At 59.6% G+C, this 21,354-nt stretch carries 25 protein-coding genes (1 of these 25 running past the window's edge); 11 read left to right on the top strand and 14 right to left on the bottom strand.

What is annotated here, in order from left to right; translation table 11 throughout:
* Positions 1 to 44: 44 nt before the first annotated feature.
* The 4 genes from ercA (at position 45) to ACVWSC_RS19555 (ending at position 3,933) form a co-directional block, all read left to right on the top strand.
* Positions 45 to 1,208 (top strand): alcohol dehydrogenase-like regulatory protein ErcA, encoded by a 1,164-nt coding sequence (gene ercA / locus ACVWSC_RS19570; protein WP_442108768.1) that lies wholly within the window; start codon positions 45 to 47, stop codon positions 1,206 to 1,208.
* The gene (locus ACVWSC_RS19565; RefSeq protein WP_442108767.1) at positions 1,192 to 2,856 is read left to right on the top strand and encodes a PAS domain-containing hybrid sensor histidine kinase/response regulator; all 1,665 of its coding nucleotides are present in this window, start codon (positions 1,192 to 1,194) and stop codon (positions 2,854 to 2,856) included. Before ercA ends, ACVWSC_RS19565 begins: the two co-directional genes overlap by 17 nt.
* Positions 2,857 to 3,140: 284 nt before the next feature.
* A complete protein-coding gene (locus ACVWSC_RS19560; protein WP_442108766.1) occupies positions 3,141 to 3,545 on the top strand; it encodes a TraR/DksA family transcriptional regulator in 405 nt (134 codons plus the stop codon).
* A gap of 172 nt (positions 3,546 to 3,717) precedes the next feature.
* Positions 3,718 to 3,933 carry a hypothetical protein gene (locus ACVWSC_RS19555; protein WP_442108765.1) on the top strand — a complete coding sequence of 72 codons (216 nt, stop codon included), beginning with the start codon at positions 3,718 to 3,720 and terminating at the stop codon, positions 3,931 to 3,933.
* An 8-nt stretch (positions 3,934 to 3,941) separates the two neighbouring features.
* Here the strand turns inward: ACVWSC_RS19555 and ACVWSC_RS19550 are convergent, their stop codons facing one another.
* Positions 3,942 to 4,154 (bottom strand): hypothetical protein, encoded by a 213-nt coding sequence (locus ACVWSC_RS19550; RefSeq protein WP_442108764.1) that lies wholly within the window; start codon positions 4,152 to 4,154, stop codon positions 3,942 to 3,944.
* 315 nt (positions 4,155 to 4,469) lie between these two features.
* Here ACVWSC_RS19550 and ACVWSC_RS19545 point away from each other — a divergent pair, with 315 nt between their 5' ends.
* On the top strand, positions 4,470 to 4,940 hold the full coding sequence (locus ACVWSC_RS19545; RefSeq protein WP_442114336.1) for a hypothetical protein: 471 nt from the start codon (positions 4,470 to 4,472) through the stop codon (positions 4,938 to 4,940).
* Positions 4,937 to 5,146: a hypothetical protein gene (locus ACVWSC_RS19540; RefSeq protein WP_442108763.1), complete on the top strand. Its 210-nt coding sequence runs from the start codon at positions 4,937 to 4,939 to the stop codon at positions 5,144 to 5,146. Before ACVWSC_RS19545 ends, ACVWSC_RS19540 begins: the two co-directional genes overlap by 4 nt.
* 3 nt (positions 5,147 to 5,149) lie before the next feature.
* Here ACVWSC_RS19540 and ACVWSC_RS19535 read toward each other — a convergent pair whose 3' ends face one another.
* The 7 genes from ACVWSC_RS19535 to ACVWSC_RS19505 form a co-directional block, all read right to left on the bottom strand.
* Positions 5,150 to 5,515 (bottom strand): Na+/H+ antiporter subunit G, encoded by a 366-nt coding sequence (locus ACVWSC_RS19535; RefSeq protein WP_442108762.1) that lies wholly within the window; start codon positions 5,513 to 5,515, stop codon positions 5,150 to 5,152.
* Entirely contained in the window at positions 5,512 to 5,790 is a 279-nt protein-coding gene (locus tag ACVWSC_RS19530; RefSeq protein WP_038612978.1) for a K+/H+ antiporter subunit F, read from the bottom strand. The genes ACVWSC_RS19535 and ACVWSC_RS19530 overlap by 4 nt, the downstream gene beginning before the upstream one ends.
* Positions 5,787 to 6,275, bottom strand: coding sequence for a Na+/H+ antiporter subunit E (locus tag ACVWSC_RS19525; RefSeq protein WP_442108761.1), 489 nt, complete (start codon positions 6,273 to 6,275; stop codon positions 5,787 to 5,789). The genes ACVWSC_RS19530 and ACVWSC_RS19525 overlap by 4 nt, the downstream gene beginning before the upstream one ends.
* Entirely contained in the window at positions 6,272 to 7,954 is a 1,683-nt protein-coding gene (locus ACVWSC_RS19520) for a monovalent cation/H+ antiporter subunit D (RefSeq protein ID WP_442108760.1), read from the bottom strand. Before ACVWSC_RS19520 ends, ACVWSC_RS19525 begins: the two co-directional genes overlap by 4 nt.
* On the bottom strand, positions 7,951 to 8,295 hold the full coding sequence (locus ACVWSC_RS19515) for a Na+/H+ antiporter subunit C (RefSeq protein WP_442108759.1): 345 nt from the start codon (positions 8,293 to 8,295) through the stop codon (positions 7,951 to 7,953). The genes ACVWSC_RS19520 and ACVWSC_RS19515 overlap by 4 nt, the downstream gene beginning before the upstream one ends.
* Positions 8,295 to 11,210: a monovalent cation/H+ antiporter subunit A gene (locus tag ACVWSC_RS19510; RefSeq protein WP_442108758.1), complete on the bottom strand. Its 2,916-nt coding sequence runs from the start codon at positions 11,208 to 11,210 to the stop codon at positions 8,295 to 8,297. Before ACVWSC_RS19510 ends, ACVWSC_RS19515 begins: the two co-directional genes overlap by 1 nt.
* 149 nt (positions 11,211 to 11,359) lie before the next feature.
* Positions 11,360 to 12,307: a DMT family transporter gene (locus tag ACVWSC_RS19505; protein WP_442108757.1), complete on the bottom strand. Its 948-nt coding sequence runs from the start codon at positions 12,305 to 12,307 to the stop codon at positions 11,360 to 11,362.
* A gap of 83 nt (positions 12,308 to 12,390) precedes the next feature.
* On the opposite strand from ACVWSC_RS19505, the gene ACVWSC_RS19500 reads away from it, so the two are divergent.
* Positions 12,391 to 12,954: a helix-turn-helix domain-containing protein gene (locus tag ACVWSC_RS19500; protein ID WP_442108756.1), complete on the top strand. Its 564-nt coding sequence runs from the start codon at positions 12,391 to 12,393 to the stop codon at positions 12,952 to 12,954.
* A 50-nt stretch (positions 12,955 to 13,004) separates the two neighbouring features.
* On the opposite strand, the gene ACVWSC_RS19495 is transcribed toward ACVWSC_RS19500, so the two are convergent.
* On the bottom strand, positions 13,005 to 13,562 hold the full coding sequence (locus ACVWSC_RS19495) for a cysteine hydrolase family protein (RefSeq protein ID WP_442108755.1): 558 nt from the start codon (positions 13,560 to 13,562) through the stop codon (positions 13,005 to 13,007).
* Between the two features lie 110 nt (positions 13,563 to 13,672).
* Here ACVWSC_RS19495 and ACVWSC_RS19490 point away from each other — a divergent pair, with 110 nt between their 5' ends.
* On the top strand, positions 13,673 to 14,650 hold the full coding sequence (locus ACVWSC_RS19490) for a GlxA family transcriptional regulator (RefSeq protein WP_442108754.1): 978 nt from the start codon (positions 13,673 to 13,675) through the stop codon (positions 14,648 to 14,650).
* Between the two features lie 15 nt (positions 14,651 to 14,665).
* Here the strand turns inward: ACVWSC_RS19490 and soxR are convergent, their stop codons facing one another.
* Positions 14,666 to 15,136 carry a redox-sensitive transcriptional activator SoxR gene (gene soxR / locus ACVWSC_RS19485; RefSeq protein ID WP_442108753.1) on the bottom strand — a complete coding sequence of 157 codons (471 nt, stop codon included), beginning with the start codon at positions 15,134 to 15,136 and terminating at the stop codon, positions 14,666 to 14,668.
* 88 nt (positions 15,137 to 15,224) lie between these two features.
* Between soxR and ACVWSC_RS19480 the strand changes: the two genes are divergently transcribed.
* A complete protein-coding gene (locus tag ACVWSC_RS19480) occupies positions 15,225 to 15,608 on the top strand; it encodes an antibiotic biosynthesis monooxygenase (protein ID WP_442108752.1) in 384 nt (127 codons plus the stop codon).
* Here ACVWSC_RS19480 and ACVWSC_RS19475 read toward each other — a convergent pair.
* Both ACVWSC_RS19475 and ACVWSC_RS19470 read right to left on the bottom strand, forming a co-directional pair.
* Positions 15,584 to 16,354, bottom strand: a complete 771-nt coding sequence (locus tag ACVWSC_RS19475; protein ID WP_442108751.1) for an alpha/beta hydrolase family protein — start codon at positions 16,352 to 16,354, stop codon at positions 15,584 to 15,586. The two genes, ACVWSC_RS19480 and ACVWSC_RS19475, sit on opposite strands and share 25 nt — an antisense overlap.
* Complete coding sequence (locus ACVWSC_RS19470) at positions 16,341 to 17,456, bottom strand: DUF3182 family protein (RefSeq protein WP_442108750.1); 1,116 nt, start codon at positions 17,454 to 17,456, stop codon at positions 16,341 to 16,343. Before ACVWSC_RS19470 ends, ACVWSC_RS19475 begins: the two co-directional genes overlap by 14 nt.
* Positions 17,457 to 17,699: 243 nt before the next feature.
* Between ACVWSC_RS19470 and ACVWSC_RS19465 the strand changes: the two genes are divergently transcribed.
* Positions 17,700 to 18,860, top strand: a complete 1,161-nt coding sequence (locus tag ACVWSC_RS19465) for a cysteine desulfurase family protein (RefSeq protein ID WP_442108749.1) — start codon at positions 17,700 to 17,702, stop codon at positions 18,858 to 18,860.
* A 56-nt stretch (positions 18,861 to 18,916) separates the two neighbouring features.
* Entirely contained in the window at positions 18,917 to 20,725 is a 1,809-nt protein-coding gene (locus tag ACVWSC_RS19460) for an aminopeptidase P family protein (protein WP_442108748.1), read from the top strand.
* 62 nt (positions 20,726 to 20,787) lie between these two features.
* Here ACVWSC_RS19460 and ACVWSC_RS19455 read toward each other — a convergent pair whose 3' ends face one another.
* The gene (locus tag ACVWSC_RS19455; RefSeq protein WP_442108747.1) at positions 20,788 to 21,069 is read right to left on the bottom strand and encodes a hypothetical protein; all 282 of its coding nucleotides are present in this window, start codon (positions 21,067 to 21,069) and stop codon (positions 20,788 to 20,790) included.
* A gap of 183 nt (positions 21,070 to 21,252) precedes the next feature.
* A protein-coding gene (gene rhtA, locus ACVWSC_RS19450) for a threonine/homoserine exporter RhtA (protein WP_442108746.1) crosses the window boundary here: on the bottom strand, positions 21,253 to 21,354 show its final stretch. The gene runs 786 nt beyond the window's last position; 102 of the gene's 888 nt are visible here — the last part of the coding sequence; its start codon lies beyond the right edge, outside the window; its stop codon occupies positions 21,253 to 21,255.

The following is a 21,354-nucleotide window of genomic DNA, read 5'->3' as shown; positions in this document are numbered from 1 at the left end:
AGGCTGAGGCTCACTACTCCTAGAACAACAAGAATAGGCGTTGCATGAGCCCCAATCTGAGCCAGTTGCGCAAGTTCGTTTCCCCGGAAATCATCTTTGGTGCCGGCTGTCGGCATCATGTCGCCAATTACGCGCGGACCTTCGGTGCCCGCAAGGTGTTGCTGGTCAGTGACCCAGGGGTAATCGCCGCCGGCTGGGTGGCCGACATCGAGGCCAGCTTGCAAGGGCAAGGCATTGACTACAGCCTGTTTGCCGAAGTCTCGCCTAATCCGCGGGTTGAAGAAGTCATGAGCGGTGCAGAGCGTTATCGCCAGGAACAATGCGATGTGATCGTTGCCGTTGGCGGTGGCAGTCCGATGGATTGCGCCAAGGGTATCGGCATTGTTGTCGCCCATGGCCGGCACATTCTCGAGTTCGAGGGGGTCGACACCATTCGGGTGCCCAGCCCACCGCTGATTCTGGTGCCAACCACAGCCGGAACCTCAGCCGACGTCTCACAGTTCGTGATCATCTCCAACCAGCAGCAACGCATGAAATTCTCGATTGTCAGCAAGGCGGTAGTGCCGGATGTATCGCTGATCGATCCGGAAACGACCTTGAGCATGGATCCGTTCCTCTCGGCCTGTACCGGTATCGATGCGCTGGTGCATGCCATCGAGGCGTTCGTTTCCACGGGGCATGGACCATTGACCGACCCGCATGCCCTGGAGGCGATACGCCTGATCAATGGGCATTTGGTGGAAATGATTGCCAACCCGCAGGATATTGCCCTGCGCGAGAAGATCATGCTCGGCAGCATGCAGGCCGGGCTGGCGTTTTCCAACGCCATCCTTGGCGCCGTGCACGCGATGTCACACAGCCTCGGTGGTTTTCTCGATCTGCCCCATGGCTTGTGCAATGCGGTGCTGGTAGAGCATGTGGTGGCCTTCAACTACAGCGCCGCACCGGACCGCTTCAAGGTCATTGCCCAGACCCTGGGGATCGACTGCCGCGGGCTTAACCATGAACAGGTGCGCCGCCGCCTGGTTGAGCATTTGATTGCCCTCAAGCATGCCGTGGGCTTTCATGAAACCCTGGGTTTGCATGGCGTTGGCAGCAGCGACATTCCGTTCTTGTCCCGCCATGCCATGGGCGACCCGTGCATTTTGACCAACCCGCGCAGCTCCAGTCAGCGTGATGTCGAGGTTGTTTATGGCGAAGCCCTCTGATCCACAGGGTGATGCGCTGGCGGGCCTGCTGGGCCTGAGCAATCACACCGTACGCAAAAGCCACTACCCGGAGTTGGCGGCACGTCTGGATGAGCTGGAGGCTGAGCGCAATCGATACAAATGGCTGTTCGAACACGCGGTGCACGGGATTTTTCAGGCCAGCCTGGAGCAGGGCATGCGTGCGGCCAATCCGGCCCTGGCGCGCATGCTTGGCTATCCGGACCCGCAGGCGGTGATGTTCTCGCGCCTGGACCTGGCCAGTGAACTGTTCGTTGGTGGTGCCAGTGAACTGCTCGCAATCGTTCAGGTGCTGCAGCGTGAGCATGCGCTGCTGGGCTATGAGACCCGCTTGCGACGGCGTGATGGCAGTAGCATCGATGTATTGATGAACCTGTTGTTGCGCCCTGATGAAGAGGGCGTTGTCGAAGGTTTCGTGGCTGATATCACCGAGCGCAAGCAGGCGCAGGCGCGCCTGCAGCAACTCAACGACGAGTTGGAGCAGCGTGTCGCCGAGCGCACCAATGAGTTGATCGAAGCGCGTGATGCTGCGCAGGCGGCTAACCTGAGCAAAGACAAGTACCTCGCCGCGGCCAGCCATGACCTGCTGCAGCCGCTCAATGCTGCCCGTCTGCTGATCTCGACGCTGCGCGAGCGTAGCCTTGCAGCGTCAGAGCAGTTGTTGGTGGAGCGAGCGCACCAGGCGCTGGAAGGTGCCGAAGACTTACTGACCGACCTGCTGGATATCTCGCGTCTGGACCAGGCCGCGATCAAACCCGATCTTGACCTTTATCGCCTGGATGAAGTGTTGCGTCCGCTCGCTTCGGAGTTTCAGCCGGTGGCCGAGGCAGCAGGGCTGGGGTTGCAGGTGCGCGGCGGCGAGCGGGTGGTGCGTACCGACCTGCGTTTGTTGACGCGTATTTTGCGCAATTTCCTCAGCAATGCCTGTCGCTACACCGAGCGCGGTCGCGTACTGCTGGGCTGGCGGCAACGCGGTAGCCATCTGCGCATCGAAGTCTGGGACAGCGGGCGTGGTATCGCCGAGGAGCGCTTGCAGTCGATCTTCCTTGAGTTCAACCAGCTTGATGTTGGCCGCGCAGCGGATCGCAAGGGGGTGGGTTTAGGGTTGGCAATCGTTGAACGTATTGCCCGCATTCTCGACTATCGGGTGCAGGTGCGTTCCTGGCCGGGGCGAGGTTCGGTATTCAGTATCGAAGTGCCGCTGTCTGCCGGGCAGCCGCTACCACCTTTAGCGCTACTGCCTCAGGCCCATGTGGGTGACCCGCTACCGGGGCGGCGTTTGCTGGTGCTCGATAATGAGCTGAGCATCCGCCAGAGCATGGCTGCGTTGTTGGCCCAGTGGGGCTGCCAAGTCGTCACGGCCTGCGACCTGGAGGATGCACTGACGGCGTTGGACGGGACAGCGCCTGAACTGGTACTGGCCGATTTTCATCTTGACCAGGGCTTGACCGGGTGTGATGTGGTGCGTGATCTGCGTACACATTTCGCCAGTGCCATTCCCGCCGTGATGATCACTGCTGATCGCAGTGAGCAAAGTCGCCGGGCCATGCAGCGTTTGAAGGCGCCGTTGCTCAATAAGCCGGTGAAGCCTGGCAAGTTGCGCGCAGTATTAAGCCAGTTATTGGCTTGATCGCCGGGTAATTGTTACAGCTTATTAGCCGGCGCACTGTCCAAAGTTGGATAAACAGTGGCACTCTGCAGTGCCTGTGGCAGGTTCGGCACAGCCGATTGGCGGATTCCGGGCCGTTTCGGCTTATTGCCCTGTCATTTTTGTTGCCCAGTGCGGCGCGGCGCCTTAGACTGCCGCCCCTCGAAATAGAGTGCCGCAGGGTGCTTGAAGAATTCCGCCGTCGGCGAACTGTCGGTGATGGCAATCCAATCGCTTAAATGCACGTTATTTTCATAGAGAAATCGATGACCAAGGAAAAGTTGCTGGCCATGCCGGCCGATGACTACATGAACGCCGAGCAACAGGCGTTCTTCACCGAGTTGCTGAAGTCGATGAAAGTCGAGACCCAGGAGCGCATCGAACAGAGCCGCATTACCATCGAGAGCCTGGACAGCCCGGCTGACCCGGCCGATGCTGCCTCGGTCGAGGAAGAGCGCCACTGGTTGGTCAACGCCATCGAGCGTGACCAGCGCCTGCTGCCGCAACTGGAAATGGCCCTGGGCCGTATCGCAGACGACAGCTTTGGTTGGTGCGACGACAGCGGCGAGCCGATTGGCCTCAAGCGCCTGCTGATCAGCCCAACTACCAAGTACTGCATCGAAGCCCAAGAGCGCCACGAGCAGATCGACAAGCATCAGCGTCAGATCTGACCGGCAGTCTGGCCAAGGCCCCGAGGAGCGATCCGCGGGGCCTTGGCGTTTATCGCCCGGGCTTTGTTGCGGCTAATGCAACACAGCTATGTCGGCAATAGCTTTTTCCGCTGCCACTGCGGGCGTATGATGAGCACATCGTTAGGTTGCTAATTAAATTCCGGAGGGAATGATGAATAGCCAAGTCGATGTAGCGGTGATGATTGGCAGTGGCGTTCCTGCGTCTATGCAGGCGCAGGGCAAGCGGGTGTGCTGGGTGGTATTGGTAAATGGCGAGCGGCGCGGCACAGCCTTCGGTAGTCGTGCTGAAGCCGTCGAATGCCAAAACGCATGGCTGATGCAGTTACACAGTGATCAACGGCCCGGAGCAGCGCGCCAGGCCGTTTGAACATGCGTTCAACGCTCCAGTGTTCGCGCCAGTTCACAGGCGTCGGTATGCCGGCAGCGGAATCCCTTCACCTGCCCGGTGGCCTGTTCGGTGATATGAAAGAAGTTGATGCCAGCAGGTATCACTATATGGCGCTTGCCGTTCGCGGATGGGCCTGAGCTATTGTTGTTGATGTAAGAAATGCGGCTTGCCTCTCGACGGATTTCGGTGTTTTCGTGCATATTCCTTCCCTGTGATATGTAGATCAGATCCGGGCGCCCGTTCTGCCGAGGGGCCAGGATGTATCTATCGCACTTTCCTGACAGTTTTGATGTCAGAAAGTACGTTTCCATTGACGGAAATCTGCCGAATGCCTGTCGTGTGGCCCAAGCTGGCTCGCAGGGGGGATAATTCCTGCACGCTGCAAGGCCCATCCGCACAGACATCTCGTGCATCTACCCATTAGTCTTTCAGACTTCGACATTGAAGTGACGTGCCTTCACGGAGCCCTGTTGCTCCTGCGGTGGCGTCGTGTAATCGGTTTGAGGAATTGTTCATTGGCAGTCAGTAATCTGGATACACATGCCCTGTTTGTGCTGGGCGATCTTCGGGCCAAATTGGTCAAACAGTTTCAATCGCGTTTTGTTTATGTCACCGAACAAAACGCGGAAGGCTTGTACATGGCCGAAATCGACACTGAAACAGCGATGGTTGTCGATGATAAACAGCGGCTGGAACTGAAGGTAGGCGATCATTTTCGCGCCGCAGTATTGCCGAGCCGTGAAGGTGGCAAGCTGGAAGTTCGTTTCCGCGACATCAAGCTGACGGTGTATGGCTTGGGTGACTACGCATTTGTTTCAGTACCTGAAGGCGAGGGTATTGTCTTGCGTGAAGGTCAGGGTGTAGTGATGATCTTTGCCGCTCACCAACAGCTTCAGGAAGGCTTGGGCAAAATCCTCAAGACCGCCACTGGCAAGGCCGCCAAATGGCGCAAAGGTGAACTGACCACGTTCAAGGCCAGCGAATGAGTGATTCGGCGAGTGCGCCACAGGGGCGCGCCGATTTCCATGCGTTGCACCAGGCTCAGGCCCGTGAGCAAGCCGAGCAGTGGCTGGCACAGCGCCCGCGATTACAGGGCGCGTGGTTTGACTGGGTGGCTACTGAGTTGTATCAGTTGAGCCCGCCTGAGTACGCGGCGATGGTACGTCGCGAGCTGCAAGCGCTGACCCAATAGCGCTTAGTGGCCCCGATCGCGGCCACTGCTGATTTCTTCGGGCACTTCATCGCCAGCCATACGCTTGCGGAACAGCGCCGCGCGAGCCAGCAGCAAGGTGGTCACAGGTACAGTGATTGCCATCAGAATCGGGATCAACCAGGCATGCAGCACAGGCTCATGCTTGAGCATCGAGAAGTACAGAATCGATGCCAAGGCGACACACCAGGTGCCCAGGGTTGAGGCCAGGGCAGGTGGGTGCATGCGCTGAAAAAACTCTTTCAAGCGGATCAGGCCCAGTGCTCCGCTCAGGGCGAACAGGCTGCTGAGCAGCAACAGCGCCGCAACCAGCACCTCGACCCACAGGGGTAGCTCATTCACATTGCTCATTCGATCACCTCGCCACGCAGTAGGAACTTGGCCAGGGCGAACGAGCCGACAAAGCCGAACAAGGCAATCAGCAGTGCCCCTTCGAAGTAGGTGTCGCTGGCATAACGGATACCCAGGACCAGCATCATCAGCATGGCCAGGATGTACAGGTAGTCCAGCGCCAGGACGCGGTCCTGGGCAGAGGGGCCACGAAACAAGCGGAACAGGGTCAGGGCCATGGCCAGGGCAAAGATGAACAAGCTGGCGAGAATGGCGTTGGCAAGCAGGCCAGTCATTCGAAGATCTCCATCAGCGGACGTTCATAGGTCTGTTTGAAATGTTCAATGAACTGCACCTCATCGTCCAGATCAAAAACATGCAACAGCAAGATGCTGCGATCCAGTGCCAGCTCTGACCAGATGGTGCCCGGAATCACCGTGGTGATCATCGACAAGGCCGCAAGGCCATGGGCATCACGCAGGTCCAGTGGGATGTGAACGAAGCGCGACTGCGGTGCACGGCGTTTGGCCGCCCAAACGCCACGTGCTACCTGCAGGTTCGAGACCAGCACATCAACGCCTACCCGCGCGATCAGGCGCAGCACAGTCCAGGGATGACGGATGCGTGCCGATACCGGGCGCAAGGGAGCCATCAGCAGCGGTGCAGCGACACCCAACAGGACGCCCAGCAACAGATTGCCCGGGCTCAGCGAAAGGTTCAGCACCAACCACAACAGGCACAGTGACAGCGACAGCAGTGGGGCGGGAAATACGCGTTTCATGGCTGTACCTGTGCGCTGGCGGCCTGGCTGGTAGGGCCGGGGATTGGCCGGGTGCTGAGCACGGCACTGACATATTGTTCAGGGTCCTGCAGGCTTGCTGCAGTGTCCTGGGTGTAGCGCAGCAGGGGTTCGGCGCGCACGCTCAAGGCAATACACAGGCCGAGCAGAACGACAATCGGAACACATTCGTAGTAGCGCAGCGCGGGCGATGGCCGCTCTTGTGGTGTCCAGAAGCGTTGGATACCGACGCGGGTCAGGGCAATCATCGACGCCAGGCCGGAGAGTATCAGCAACACCACCAAAGCCCAGCCTTGAGCTGAAAGTGGCTGCTCGGGTGTGGTGCCCAGGCCCAGAGGATTGAACAGGGCGGCAATCAGGCTGACCTTGCCAATGAAGCCCGAGAGTGGCGGCATGCCGATGATCAGCAGGGCGCAGGCAATGAAGCTCAGGCCCAGGAAAGCCATGGTCCATGGAATGATCTGGCCGATGACGGCGTTCTGATCGTCGTCGAGGTTGATGCCTTTGGGGGGATGCAGTGATTCCAGCGGCGAGGGGTGGCAATCGTCGTCATCCAGCGGCAGTTCGTTGGCTGAGCGTGAGCGCTCGATCAACTCGGCCAGCAGGAACAGTGCGCACAGTGCCAGGGTCGAGCTGACCAGGTAAAACAAGGCGCCGGAGGTCAAGGCCACCTGGCCGAAGCCGATGGCAGCGATGAGGGTGCCCGCCGAAGCGAGGATGCTGAGGCCGGCCATTCGCTCCAGGCGCTGCGCTGCCAGAATCGACACTGCGGCACAGCCCAGGGTGGCGAGGCCGCCGTAGACCAGCCAGTCGCCACCAAAGAATGATGAAGCGCCAGCCTGGCCGGAAAACAGCAAGGTCCATAGGCGCAGCACGGTATAGATGCCGACCTTGGTCATGATCGCGAACAGTGCGGCCACTGGTGCGCTGGCGGCGGCGTAGGCTGGCACCAGCCAGAAGTTCAGCGGCCAGATGCCCGCTTTGGCGAGGAAGGCGATGGCCAGGATGGCCGCGCCGGCATGCAGCAAGCCGCGGTCGGCCTCCGGCACCAACGGGATTTTCAACGCCAGGTCGGCCATGTTCAGGGTGCCGGTGACGCCGTAGAGCATCGCCGCGCCGACCAGAAACAGGGACGAGGCAAACAGGTTGATGGCGATGTAGTGCAAGCCGGCCTTGACCCGTGCCCGTCCGGAACCGTGAAGAAGCAAGCCGTAGGACGCGGCCAGCAGCACTTCGAAGAAGACGAACAGGTTGAACAGGTCGGCGGTCAGGAAGGCGCCGTACAGGCCCATCAGCTGAATCTGGAACAGTGCGTGAAAGCTGGCCCCGGCGCTGTCCCAGCGGGCCCTGGCGAAAAGCAGGGCGCTGATGCCGACAATACCGGTCAGCACCAGCATCAGGGCGGAAAGCCGATCGACCACCAGGGCGATACCGAAGGGTGCCGGCCAGTTGCCCGGCAGGTAGACACCGATGGCGCTGGCCTGGCCTTGGGCCTGAACCCACACCAGCAAGGTAATCGAAATCGCTAACCCCAGCAGGCTTGAGAGCAGGTTCAGGCGGGCCTTGAGTGGCCGGCGTTTTTCGCCTAGCAACAGCATCAGCGCTGCAGTGAGTAATGGCAGCAGAATCGGTGCAATGATCAGTTGGTTCATGAAGCTCATTCGTTGGGCTCCCGGCCATCCACGTGGTCGGTACCGGTCAAGCCGCGAGAGGCCAGCAGCACCACCAGAAACAGTGCAGTCATGGCAAAGCTGATGACGATGGCCGTGAGCACCAGTGCCTGAGGCAGCGGGTCGGTGTAGTTGAACAGGTCATGAGGTACGCCGTCCTTGATGACCGGCTCCTTGCCGATGAACAGGCTGCCCATACTGAAAATGAACAGGTTGACCCCGTAGGACAACAGGCACAGGCCCATCACCACCTGGAAGGTCCGTGGGCGCAGGATCAGCCAGACACCTGAGGCTGCGAGTACGCCAATGGCGATTGCTATGACTTCTTCCATCAGGCGGCTCCTGTCTGCAGGGCTTTGGGTTGGGCGGCCGGACGGTGTCCGCGTACCGACTGGTGAGCCAGGGCCGTGAGAATCAGCAGGGTCGAACCGACCACGACGGTGAAAATACCGACATCGAAGAACAATGCACTGGCCACGTGAATATCACCGAGCAACGGCAGGTGCAGGTGGGCGGTATGGGTGGTCAAAAACGGATAGCCAAGCAGCATTGCCCCGCCACCGGTCAGGGTAGCGCAGAGCAGGCCAGTGCCCATCCAGCGTAGCGGTCGCAGGCTCATTTGCGCCTCTACCCACTGAGTGCCGGCCACCATGTACTGCAGAATGAAGGCCACCGACATCACCAGCCCCGCGACGAAACCGCCGCCAGGCTGATTGTGCCCACGCATGAACAGGTACATCGACACCACCAGGGCAATCGGCAGCAACAGGCGCACCAGTACTGCAGGGACCATCATGAAGCCAAGGGCCGTGTCGGCCGCCTGGCGCGGGTTGACCAGGTCGGTAACCACATCAGGCGCAAGCAGGCGCTGCTGGGCTGGCAGTTGCATGCTTTCGCGCGGCGGGCGGAAGCGGCGCAGCAGGGCGAACACTGCCAGCGCTACGGCGACCAGCACCGTGACTTCACCGAGGGTGTCGAAGCCGCGGAAGTCGACCAGCATGACGTTGACCACATTGGTGCCGCCGCCTTCAGGCAGGGCTCGGCTCAGGTAGAACGAAGAAATGTCGTTGGGCGTTGGCCGGGTCAACATCGCGTAGGAGAGCAGCGCCATGCCGCCACCCACCAGTACCGCCAGAATCAGGTCGCGCAGGCGTCTGACACGCGCCTGCTCCTGGCTGCCTGACACAGGTGAAACACCCTCGATACGACGTGGCAGCCAACGCAAGCCAAGCAGGATCAGCACCGTGGTGACCACTTCGACCGCCAGTTGGGTCAGCGCCAGGTCTGGAGCAGAGAACCAGACAAAGGTGATGCAGGTCATCAAGCCACACACACTGACCATGGTCAGGGCGGCCAGACGGTGGTACTTGGCTTGCCAGGCCGCACCCAGGGCGCAGGCAATGGCGATCAGCCAAAGCGTGACGAACACGCCTGAGCCCGGAATTTTTGGCCGGTCACCCCAGCTCAAGCCGCTTTGCAGCATTGGCAGCAGGCCAGCCAGAAACGCTACCAGCACCAGCATGAACAGCTGCTTCTGCAGGCGTCGGGTGGTCATTACGCGTTCGAAACGGCGCGCCGCGCGCATCAACAGCACCTGACCGTGTTCGAACAGGCGCTTGCCATTGAACCGCTCGATCAAAGGCGGGTGCGGGAAACGCCCCAGCTTGAGCTGGTTGCGCAGCAGCAGGTAGAGCACGATGCCGCCGCTCATGGCGATCAGGCTCATGATCAGTGGTGCATTCCAGCCATGCCAGATGGCCAGGCTGTACTCGGGCAGTGTGCCGCCGACCACCGGCAGCGCGGCCGCAGCCAGCAATGGGCCGACGGACTGCGCTGGGAACATGCCCACCACCAGGCAGGTCAGCACCAGCAGTTCGACTGGCGCACGCATCCAGCGTGGAGGTTCGTGGGGGGTATGTGGCAAGTCGGTGGCAGGTGGGCCAAAGAACACATCGACAGTGAAGCGCAGGGCATAGGCCACGCTGAAGGTTGCAGCCACGGTGGCGATCACGGGCAATGCCGCTTCAATCCAGGCGCTGGAGCTGATGAACACCGTCTCGGCAAAGAACATTTCCTTGGACAGGAAGCCGTTCATCAGTGGCACACCTGCCATCGAGGCACTGGCGACCATGGCCAGCGTTGCCGTGAACGGCAGCAGCCGGTACAAGCCGCTGAGGCGGCGGATGTCACGGGTGCCGCTTTCGTGGTCGATGATCCCGGCAGCCATGAACAGCGAAGCTTTGAAGGTCGCGTGGTTGAGGATATGGAACACCGCTGCGACCGCTGCCAGTGGGCTGTTCAGGCCCAGCAGCAGGGTGATCAGGCCCAGATGGCTGATGGTTGAGTACGCCAGCAGGCCTTTGAGATCGTTCTGGAACATTGCCGCAAAGGCGCCCAGCAACAGGGTGCAAGCGCCTGCACCGCCGACGATCCAGAACCATTCTTCGCTGCCGGAGAGCACCGGCCAGAGACGCGCCAACAGAAATACCCCGGCTTTGACCATGGTCGCCGAGTGCAGATAGGCCGAAACCGGAGTGGGCGCCGCCATTGCATGGGGCAACCAGAAGTGGAAGGGAAACTGTGCGCTTTTACTCAGTGCGCCGAGGAGAATCAGAGGAAGCAGAACAGGGTAGAGGGCATGGCTGCGAATCAGCTCGCCGGCAGCGAGGACCTTGTCCAGGTCGTAGCTGCCAACCACATGGCCGAGCAGCAGCACCCCCGCCAACAAGCACAAGCCGCCAGCACCGGTAACCATCAGGGCCATATAGGCGCCGCGCCGGGCGTCGGCGCGGTGGTGCCAGTAGCCGATCAGCAAGAACGAAAAGACGCTGGTCAGTTCCCAGAAGAATACGATCTGGATCAGGTTGCCGGAAATCACCAGGCCAAGCATGGCGCCCATGAACGCCAGGAAAAAGGCAAAGAACCTGGGGACCGGATCTTGTGGCGACATGTAATAGCGCGCATACAGCGATACCAGCGTACCGATGCCCAGCACCAGCAGGGAGAACAGCCAGGCGAAGCCGTCCATGCGCAGAACCAGGTTCAGGCCCAGGCTTGGCAGCCATAGGAACTCCTCACGGATCACCCCGCCGTGGGCGATCTGTGGGTACAGCAAAGCGACCTGGACGGTGCCCACCAAGGCGACCAGCCCGGCAAGCAACGACTCGCTATTACGGGCGTTGTGCGGCAAGACAGCCGCCAGGCAGCTGCCGATAAACGGCAGAAGCAGTAGCACTATCAAGGACATAGATATCTAATCTGCAGAAGTTTGTAAGGGATCATACGTGGCGCACCGTCGATCACCAACACACAAGCTGTGGCAGAATTCTACAAACACGCTGTATCAAACGATTTTTTTATAACAGTTTTTTTCAAAGGATAGACCGGATTTGGCCGTTAGCCTTCGGCTTCTCGCCCTTGAGCAGGCGTTTCAAACGCATCGTCCATGTGATCCCGGCGTTTGATTTTCAGTTCGCTGACAATCACCGCGATCACGATCAGCAGCCCACCGAGCAGGGCAATGCCGGGAAGCCGCTCCCCCGCGATGCGCCCAACGACCCCCGCCCAGACCGGCTCACCTGCGTAAATCAGGGTTGCCCGCGTTGGTGATACCGATTTTTGCGCCCAGTTCATGGCCACCTGGATCATCGCGCTCATCGCCCCCAGCCCCAGCGCGCTGAGCAGCAACAACCAGGAAAAGTCCGGCAGTGGCTCCCGGGTCGGCACGACCATCATGAATGACAGCACCGAAGCAGTCGCCAACTGCACCACGGTCACCCGGCGCACATCGACTTTTCCCGCGTAGCGGCTGATCAGGATGATTTCTGCAGCAATTGCCACGGCGCTGACCAGGGTGACGATTTCGCCGGTGCTGAACTGCAGTGAGCCGCCTTCGGGGCCGGCCAGGAGCATCAAGCCGAAAAAGGCCAAACCGATGCCCAGGCTGGGCATCAGCCCCGGGCGGCGGCCCAGTACCAGCCATTGCAGCAACGGTACAAAGGGTACGTACAAGGCTGTGATAAACGCCGACTGGCTGCTGCTGATCGTCTGCAGCCCGTAAGTTTGCAAACCATAGCCCAGCATGATCGATACACCGATCAGCACGCCGGCCTTGAATTCTGTAGCGGTCAGCCCCGACAGCGCCCGCGCCGAAACCAGACCGACGAATAACGTAGCAGCGGCAAAGCGCAGGCCGACGAAGAACATCGGCCCACTGACAGTCATAACGTTGTGGACGAGCAAAAAGGTGCCGCCCCAGAGCATGGTGATAAACACCAGTACCCACTCAGCCCGGCTAAGCCGAAAGGAGACGGAAGGACGTTCTGTGCTGTTGATCGAGTTCATGGCCTTGCACACGGAAGAGGGTCGACGCACAATTGCGGCGAAGTGGGCAGTATACTGCGCAAACCCAATCTGTGAGCAATATAGTGCACAAAAACACCAGCCAGCGTGCCTCCGTCCTACAGCATGTCAGTCAGAATATTCGACGCCTGCGCCTCGCCGCTGAACTCAGCCAGAGTGCTTTGGCAGAAAAGTCCGGGGTCAGTCGACGCATGCTGGTCGCTATTGAAGCCGGGGAAAAGAATGTCAGCCTGACCACCCTGGATCGCCTTGCCGAGGCACTGGGGGCTGCCTTCAGCGATCTGATTCAAGCCCCCGACAACCGTGATCCGAGCCGCATCAACGAGCTGGCTTGGGCCGGGGTTCATCCCGGTAGCAGGGCGGTGTTGTTGGCCAGCTCCGTTGCCAGTCGTGAAGTGGAACTGTGGGAATGGCGTCTGGAACCGGGCGAGGTCTATCAATGCGAGGCCGACGCTGACGGTTGGAGCGAACAACTGTATGTGGCCGAGGGCTGCCTGACACTGGCCATTGGTGACCAGCTTCACCACTTGCATGCGGGAGACTTTTTCAGTTACGCCAGTAACTGCGTTCACGCCTATCGCAATGAAGGTGAAGTCGCCACGCGCTTTGTGCGTAACGTTGTGATCTGATCTGCGGGGCACGCCAGGTGAAGCGCGTAGCAGGCCGCCCCGCAACGGGGTCAGCGGGTATTGCTGGCCAGGAAGTCTTCAGTGGCAATCACCTGGGCGTAAGCAAATGCCAGGGAGGCCATGTAGGCAGCATGCACCTGTGCAGCAGGAACTGTCACGCCATTGAACTCCAGGTCACGGGTAGCGCAGGCATCGTGGATCACGCTGACGTCATAGCCAAAGTCAGCCGCTGCACGGGTGAAGCCGTCGATGCACATATGGCTCATGCTGCCGACGACCGTCACGGCTGCGATGTTGTGCTGGTCGAGCAAGGCCTTGAGCTCGGTGTTGAGGAATGAATTGACTTTATGCTTAAGCACTACCGGTTCATTCGCCTGGGCCGCAACCTTGGGGTGAATGCGCGCGCCTTCTGATCCAGGTGTGAAGAACGGCGCATCGGCTGACTCGAACTCATGGCGCACATGCACCACCAGATCGCCTTTCGCCCGCGTCGCAGCCAGCACGCGGGCGGCATTGTCGGCGGCGCGGTCCGCACCCTCCAGGGTCCATTTGCCACCTGGGAAGTAGTCGTTCTGAATGTCGATAACGATCAGTGCATGCTTACTCATTGTAAAAACCTCAGTGCGGGTACGAGTGGTTGTGATGAGGTGATAGTTATAGGCTTGGGCAGTACGTTTGCAGATTGGCGCGAACGACAAATTGGCGGGAAAAACTGACAATGGACAAAGGTCGCGACACCCTGGAAATCGGTTTGCTGGTCTACCCCGGTGCGCAGGCGGCTGCCGTGCATGGCTTGACCGACCTGTTTGCCATCGCCAATCGCTTGCGTCTGGAACTGGGGGCACTGGAGCGGCCAGCGCTGCGCGTCAGCCATTGGAGCGAGAATGAGCAGCGCCAGTTGACGGTGGTGTTCGACAGCCTTGCGGGTGGGCAGCACCAGCCCCGGGTAATGATCATTCCACCAAGCCTGACGCAGGCCCCTTCACCTGAGTTGCTTGAGCGCTATCGACAGGACCTGTGTCGTTGGCATCGCGAAGGTGCCTTGCTGGTTTCAGTCTGCGTCGGGGTGTTTTTTATTGCCGCCAGTGGTCTGCTCGATGGCCGGCCAGCCACGACGCATTGGAATTTTGCGCAATCGCTGGCAGAGCGCTTTCCGGCGGTGAACGTCGAGGCCAACCTGCCCGTGCTCGACGATGGCGACATCATCACCTCGGCCGGGTTAATGGCCTGGACGGATTTGGGGTTGAAACTGGTCGAACGTTTTCAGGGTGAAACCCTGGCTGCCGAAACCGCGCGCTTTCTGGCGGTAGAACGTGTTAGCGGTGCTGCGCCAGGCAGCGTCTTTCGTCCACGCCTGGATCACGGTGACGAAGCGGTGCTCAAGGTGCAGCACTGGTTGCAAAGCAGCGGTGCGCGGGACGTCAACCTGAAGGTCATGGCCGATTGTGCGGGCCTGGAGTCGCGGACTTTTCTGCGTCGTTTTCGCAGTGCCACAGGCCTCAAGCCAACCGAATATTGCCAGCAGGTGCGGGTGGGGCGTGCCTGCCGGATGCTGGAGTTCACCAACCGCAGCATCGACCAGATAGCCTGGGGTGTGGGTTATCAAGACCCAGGAGCCTTTCGCAAAGTCTTCTACAAAATCACAGGGCTTGCGCCGAGCGACTATCGGCGGCGGGCCGTTGATAGCGTTGGCTGAGCGAAGGCTGGCGTTTCATTCAGCCGCTTCCGGGCCAGGCTGCAGCAACTGCGGTCCGGGCCCGTGCTCGCTCAGTTGGTCATTGCAATTGCGTAACGGGCAGCTTTGCAGCGACATGCAGCCGCATCCTATGCAGCCATCGAGCTGATCGCGCAGCACCAACAGCTTTTCAATTCGTTGATTCAGGTCTTGGCGCCATTGTTCGGACAGCCGTTGCCAGTCAGCAACACTGGGCGCGCGGCCAACAGGCAACGTCTGCAATGCGGCATGAATAGTGGCCAGGGGGATGCCCAGGCGTTGGGCCATCTTTATGACTGCCACGCGGCGCAGGGTTTCTCGGGGATAGCGGCGCTGATTGCCGCTGCTGCGGGTACTGTGGATCAGTCCTTTGCTTTCGTAGAAGTGCAGGGCAGTGACCGCAACCCCGCTGCGGGCCGCTAGTTGGCCAACGGTCATGACCTTCTCGGCGGTACAAGGCTGGATCATACGGATAAATCTCTTGACCTTGAGTTAACTCGAGGTTTTACCCTGCCTGCCGTCGTATCGCAAGTTCAATGACAGGGAGAACATGCCCATGATGGTTTCTGAGCGCAGCCTGTGCTTTAACCAGATGATCGAATTCGAAGTGATACCTGCCCACCAGCACGCCCTGGCCCAGGCACTGACCGAGCGCAGTGAGGCATTGGCCCTGCGCCATGAGGGTTTGCTCGGCGCGAGTATTCAGGCCAGCATGGATGGTCGCCGTGTGATGCAGTACCTGCAATGGCAGTCGCGCAGCGCCTGGGAGTCGGCGGCCAGCAGTTTCGAGCAGGAGCCCTTTTTGCAACTGATTCGTCAGCATCAGGCTAAAGGTGTGAATTTCGCCGCGTTTCAAACCCTCAGCAGCCTGGTGCGTAGCAGCAGCGACGGCCTGCATTGCCAAGTGCCGGTAGCTCAAGAGTACCAAGGGGAGTGGTGAGGGTAGTGATCGAGGCGCGCACCGATGACCATTTCGCTGATCCAGGCGCTGAGAATCGAGCTGTAGGCTTTCTGGTTACGATCGCTGGACAGTGCATGATCGGCACCGTCGACGATTCTGTGGGTGAGTGAATGAGCGCTGACGAATGCCGAGCGGTAGCTCATCAGTGTGCTGTGCGGTACATAATCGTCCTTTTCCGACTCGACTAGCAGTACATCGCCGGCAAATTCGGCGCAGGCACCCAGTGCGCGGTTGTCGGCAGGGCCCAGTGGCCGTCGGCGATAGTCGTTCAGACGTTGGCGATCAAGGCCCTGTTTAGGCAGTGTCCACTCGTCATCCCAGTACAGGGCCGGTACCCGCAGGGCGAGCCACTTGACCGGACGCTGGGCGGTTAACAGGGTGGCCAGGTAGCCGCCATAGCTGCTACCGATAACCGCAATGGCCTGGGTGTCGACGGCCGGGTGATTGGCCAGGCAATCATAGGCGGCAAGCAGATCTGCCAGATTGTGCTCACGGGTGACGCTCAAGCGCTGGCTGGCGGTTTTCTCGTGGCCGCGAAGGTCGAAAGTCATGCATACACAACCCAGGCCGGTGATCTGCTTGGCTCTAGCCAAGTCACGCTGCTGACTGCCGCCCCAACCATGAACAAAAAGAATGCCCGGTACTTTGTCGCCGGGGCTGAGAATGGTTGCGGCGATGCGTTCGTCACCGACGTTGATTTCAATGGCTTCGCTATGGATGGTCATAGTCGCGCAGCCTTGCGTATTTGCAGATTCTGCCGAGTTCACGGTCATCCCCCTGATAGAAAATGATTGCGTCGTCGGGCAACTTGGGTGCTTCGAACACCTCATGGGTGGAGGCGCGGATGCGCGACAGCGCCGGGTCCGCGGCAAATGCCTGCAGCGCCAGCACTTCGGCACTGCTGGCGCCACCAATGCGCCAGGATTGCTCGAGCACTCCGCTACGCGCTTTATCCTCGTGGTTCAGGCCGCGGGCCACGTCATAGTTGCGGCGCGAGGCAAAAAAACCAGGAAAGTTCTGCAGTGCCGCCTGTTCATAGAGCCTGGCTTGAGTGATGGCCAGGCGTAGCGGGTCTTCCAGCTCAAGCTGCAGCAAGTTGTCGTAGTTGCCCCGCACCACGACCAGGTCCGAGCCGCCGTAGATTTCTTCGCCGTCATGGTCGCGGGTTAACTGCTGAGTACCGTAGTAGCTGCACAAAATGCCAGCGACCAAAGCTTGCCCGACACTGTACGTCTGCACCTGAGTCAAATTCTCCTCCAGTGTCAGGCCCCAGAGCGATAACGCTTTTTCGTCCAGGTTACACAGCGCGTTTTCGACTTGCGCCATCGAAGTGACCACCGTTTGGCCTCGCCCTGCGGTGGCTCGCACCGGTTTAATCCGTAATGGGCCGTCACGCAGTAACAGTGCCGCGGCGCTTCGGGCATCTGCCAAACTGAATACCGTGTAGCCACGCAGCAATGCATCGCTGGCTTGACGAGCAAAATCATCGGTCCAGCCCAATGGGTAGCGGGCATTGGCGGGTAAGGGGTGGGAAATGGCCTTGGTGGCCATATAGGGCCTGGCCACCATGCCGCCGAACAGGTCCTGGTCCGAGACGATGCCCATCTCCTGGTAGCGGGCCGGATCAATCAGGGTCTCGGTGGGCAGGTAGTAAAGATTGTCGTGCGCCGAAGGTGATGCTTCGGGCGCCACCACCTGTGTATGGAGCAGCTGCGCCAGGCGTTCAGCCAGCTTGAGGTGCACGCTGTGCTCATGATCAGGCGTGTGCTGGCGCGTATCGAGCAGCACGACGCCCTGTTTGTGATCGGTCGATCGAGGCATGGGCATTTCCTCGGCGGCAGGTGCCGGGGCGTGTGGTGGTTTCCCCGGATCAGGACTGTACTGTTGTGAAGGCTGAGGAGGCCGGAAGTTCACCAGCAATCCTGATTTTATTTTTTGGTTATATTTATAGTAATTATAATAATTTATTGTTCTATGGCGTGGTAAGGCACTATGAAACCACGGTCAGCCTTCTTTATATAAAGGCGCCGGCTACTTCACTCGACATGGACAACCAGAGAGCCTGCAGCGATGAACCCTTTCCCGTTGTATTTCGACTACGCCGCAACGACACCCGTCGACGAGCGCGTCATCCCGGTGATGGTCCAGTGTCTGGGTGCTTCAGGCAATTTCGGCAATCCAGCGTCCGGGTCGCACCGCTACGGCCGTGAGGCGCGACTGGCTGTAGAGCAGGCACGCGCTCAGGTTGCCAGTGTGGTGGGGGCCGAAGCGTCGCAGATTATCTGGACCTCGGGTGCTACCGAATCCAACAACCTTGCGCTCAAGGGGCTCGCCCAGGGCCATCAGGGTGGCCATATCATCACCAGTCAGATTGAGCACAAAGCCGTGCTGGATACCGTCTCGCAACTGGAGCAAGCAGGCTTTGCGGTGACGCGCCTGGCACCCGACGCTCAGGGCCTGATCAGTCCGCAAGCGGTATTGGCTGCGCTGCGCGATGACACGGTGCTGGTCTCGTTGATGCTGGTGAATAATGAGCTCGGTACCGTCAATGACATCGCCAGCATCGGCCAGCTCGTTCGTCGACACGGCGCCTTGTTGCATGTGGATGCTGCACAAGGGGTTGGCAAGCTAACCATCGATGTGAAGCAGTGGGCTGTAGATGTGATGTCATTCTCTGCCCACAAGGTCTATGGGCCCAAAGGTGTGGGTGCCTTGTACGTCGGTGAGCGAGCCCGGCCATTGCTGTGCGCGCAAATACATGGGGGAGGGCACGAGGGCGGCTTGCGATCAGGCACCCTGGCTACCCATCAGATTGCCGGCATGGGGGTAGCGTTTGCCTTGGCGGCAGCCTTACAGGATGAAGAGGTGCAGCGTATTGCTCTGTTACGCAGGCGGCTGCTAGCCCAGCTGCTTGAAATTCCCGGGTTGGTACTTAACGGCAGTCCCTCCCAGCGTATCGAGCATACCCTGAGCCTGACGTTCAACGCTCAGAGCCCTGATTTTGCGTCGTTGGCTGACAGCCTGGCGTTTTCATCCACATCGGCCTGCAATTCATCCAGCAACCAGCCCTCGCACGTCTTGTTGGCATTGGGGATTGAGGCGCAGGCCGCGCGCCAGACCATTCGCCTGAGCCTTGGTCGATACACTCAGGAGGACGATATCGATCAGGCTGTGGCAGCAATCAAAGCTTCGTTACAGACACAGCCGTTCTGGGCGGTTGCCGGAGGCTGAAGGCTGTTCCATTATCTGCGGCTATAACAACGGATGCCGTGGTAGCAGGAGTCAGCATGAACACCCAATCTTCACCGCAAGGCGCTGTGCACGTACGCCTGGCAGCAGTGCGTCAGGTCATGAATCGAGAAGGGATCGACGCCTTGCTGGTGCCTTCGGCTGATCCGCACCTGTCCGAATACCTGCCGGAGTACTGGCAGGGCAGGCAATGGTTGTCTGGTTTTCTCGGCTCGGTCGGTACCTTGGTTGTGACGCCGGAGTTCGCCGGCTTGTGGGCGGATAGCCGCTATTGGGAGCAAGCTGAGAAAGAGCTTGCCGGTAGCGGTATTGAATTGGTGAAACTGCAGCCAGGCAAGCCGGGGCCCCTGGAATGGCTGGGTGAACAGGTCAAAGAGGGTGGCGTGGTAGCCGTTGACGGTGCGGTCATGGCCTTGGCTTCAGCGCGTCAACTGCGCGAGCGCCTGGCTGCCCGTAACGCGAGTTTGTTGACGTCCAGAGATCTGCTTGAACAGGTTTGGGAAGGGCGCCCGCCTTTGCCGGGCAACGCGGTGTATGCCCACCTGCCACCGGAGGCTACGGTCAGTCGCACAGACAAGCTTGCGCAGTTGCGCCAGGTGATGCGTGAGCGGGGAGCTGACTGCCACTTCATTGCCACCCTGGACGATATTGCCTGGCTGTTCAATTTGCGTGGCAGCGACGTCCCCTACAATCCGGTGTTTGTGTCGTTTGCGTTGATCAACATGGAAAAGGCAACACTCTTCGTGGCGCCAGACAAGCTAGACGATGATCTGCGCCACGCGCTTGCAGCCGAAGGCATCGATGTGCGCGACTATGCAGCCATCCATTGGGCATTGGCCAAACTGCCGGCGGGCAGTCGGTTGCTGGTCGATCCTGCTCGGGTCACTCAAGGCTTGATCGACAATGTGCCTGCCCAAGTGCGCCTGGTTGAAGGGCTCAACCCCACCACCCTGGCCAAATCGCAAAAAAGTGTCGAGGACCTGGCTCACATTCGTAATGCGATGGAGCAGGACGGCGCAGCGTTGTGCGAGTTTTTTGCCTGGCTGGAGGCGGCGTTGGGGCGTGAGCCAGTGTCGGAGCTGACGATCGATGAGCAGCTCAGTGCTGCCCGCGCGCGCCGTCCGGGTTTCGTTTCCCTGAGCTTTGCGACCATTGCGGCGTTCAACGCCAACGGCGCCATGCCACATTATCGGGCAACTGAAGCGTCTCACGCGCGTATTGAAGGTGATGGCCTGCTATTGATTGATTCGGGCGGCCAATACCTAGGAGGGACGACAGACATCACCCGCATGGTGCCCGTAGGGGCGCCGAGTCAAGCGCAGAAACAGGATTGCACCCGTGTGCTCAAAGGGGTGATTGCCCTGTCCCGTGCGCGATTCCCACGCGGCATTCTTTCGCCTTTGCTCGATGCCATTGCTCGCGCGCCGATCTGGGCCGATCAGGTCGATTACGGTCATGGCACAGGTCACGGCGTTGGCTATTTCATGAACGTGCACGAAGGGCCGCAGGTGATTGCCTACCAAGCGGCAAGCACACCGCAAACAGCCATGCAGGCCGGGATGATCACATCGATCGAGCCGGGCACCTACCGGCCTGGGCAGTGGGGGGTTCGGATTGAGAACCTGGTGTTCAATCGCGAAGTGGGGCGTAGTGAGTTTGGCGACTTCCTTGAGTTCGAAACCTTGACCCTGTGCCCGATTGACACGCGTTGCTTGCTGCCGGAGTTGTTGAGCGAGTGCGAACGAAACTGGCTCAACGGCTACCATCAGCAGGTGCGTGATCGCCTTGCGCCGCTGCTCGACGGGGCGGCACTGCAATGGTTGCTGAACCGCACCCAGGCGATCTGATACGGAGAATGCCTAAAAGCACAAAGGGCGGCCATCTGGCTGCCCTTTGTACGTAATGTTCTTTATTTGCAGATCACGATCATGCTGCGACTGGTGTATCCCGCTGGATTGAGCCCGAACAGGTAGTCGCCAGGCTCGGCGTCATCTTCGCCAGAGCGGGCAATTACCTTGTAGCCCTTTTCGCCGCAGGCTTTGATCGCCTTGCTATAGCATTGATCCCAGGATGATGAGAGGCCAGAGCAATTGATGTGCAGGCCTTTCTTGCCGCGTTTGACTTCAGTTTTTGCAGTCGCCGCGCATCCGGCAATGGCCACTATGGCCAGGATGAGCAAAATTCGTTTCATTCCCGTCCTTAATACGTGCCGGATCTATCGCCCGGGTCAATTTCTGCAGCTTCTTCCTGATGCTCCCTTGCGTCCCTGTCTTGTCAATTAGATAACATAAAAGTTGACGTTCCATGACAGCTTAAAGATCGTGGATGTGCGGCACAATGACCAGTCTTGATTTAAATGAAAATATTTCTCAAATCAGTCGGCGGCAACCAGCGCAGGACTCTCTTTGCGCATCGACATCGTTGCGCCCACCGAAGCCGTGATAATTGCACCAATGGCCAGCCACTGAGTGACGCT

The organism is Pseudomonas sp. NUPR-002, assembly GCF_056322725.1.
This window is presented reverse-complemented; position numbering and strand designations above follow the sequence as displayed.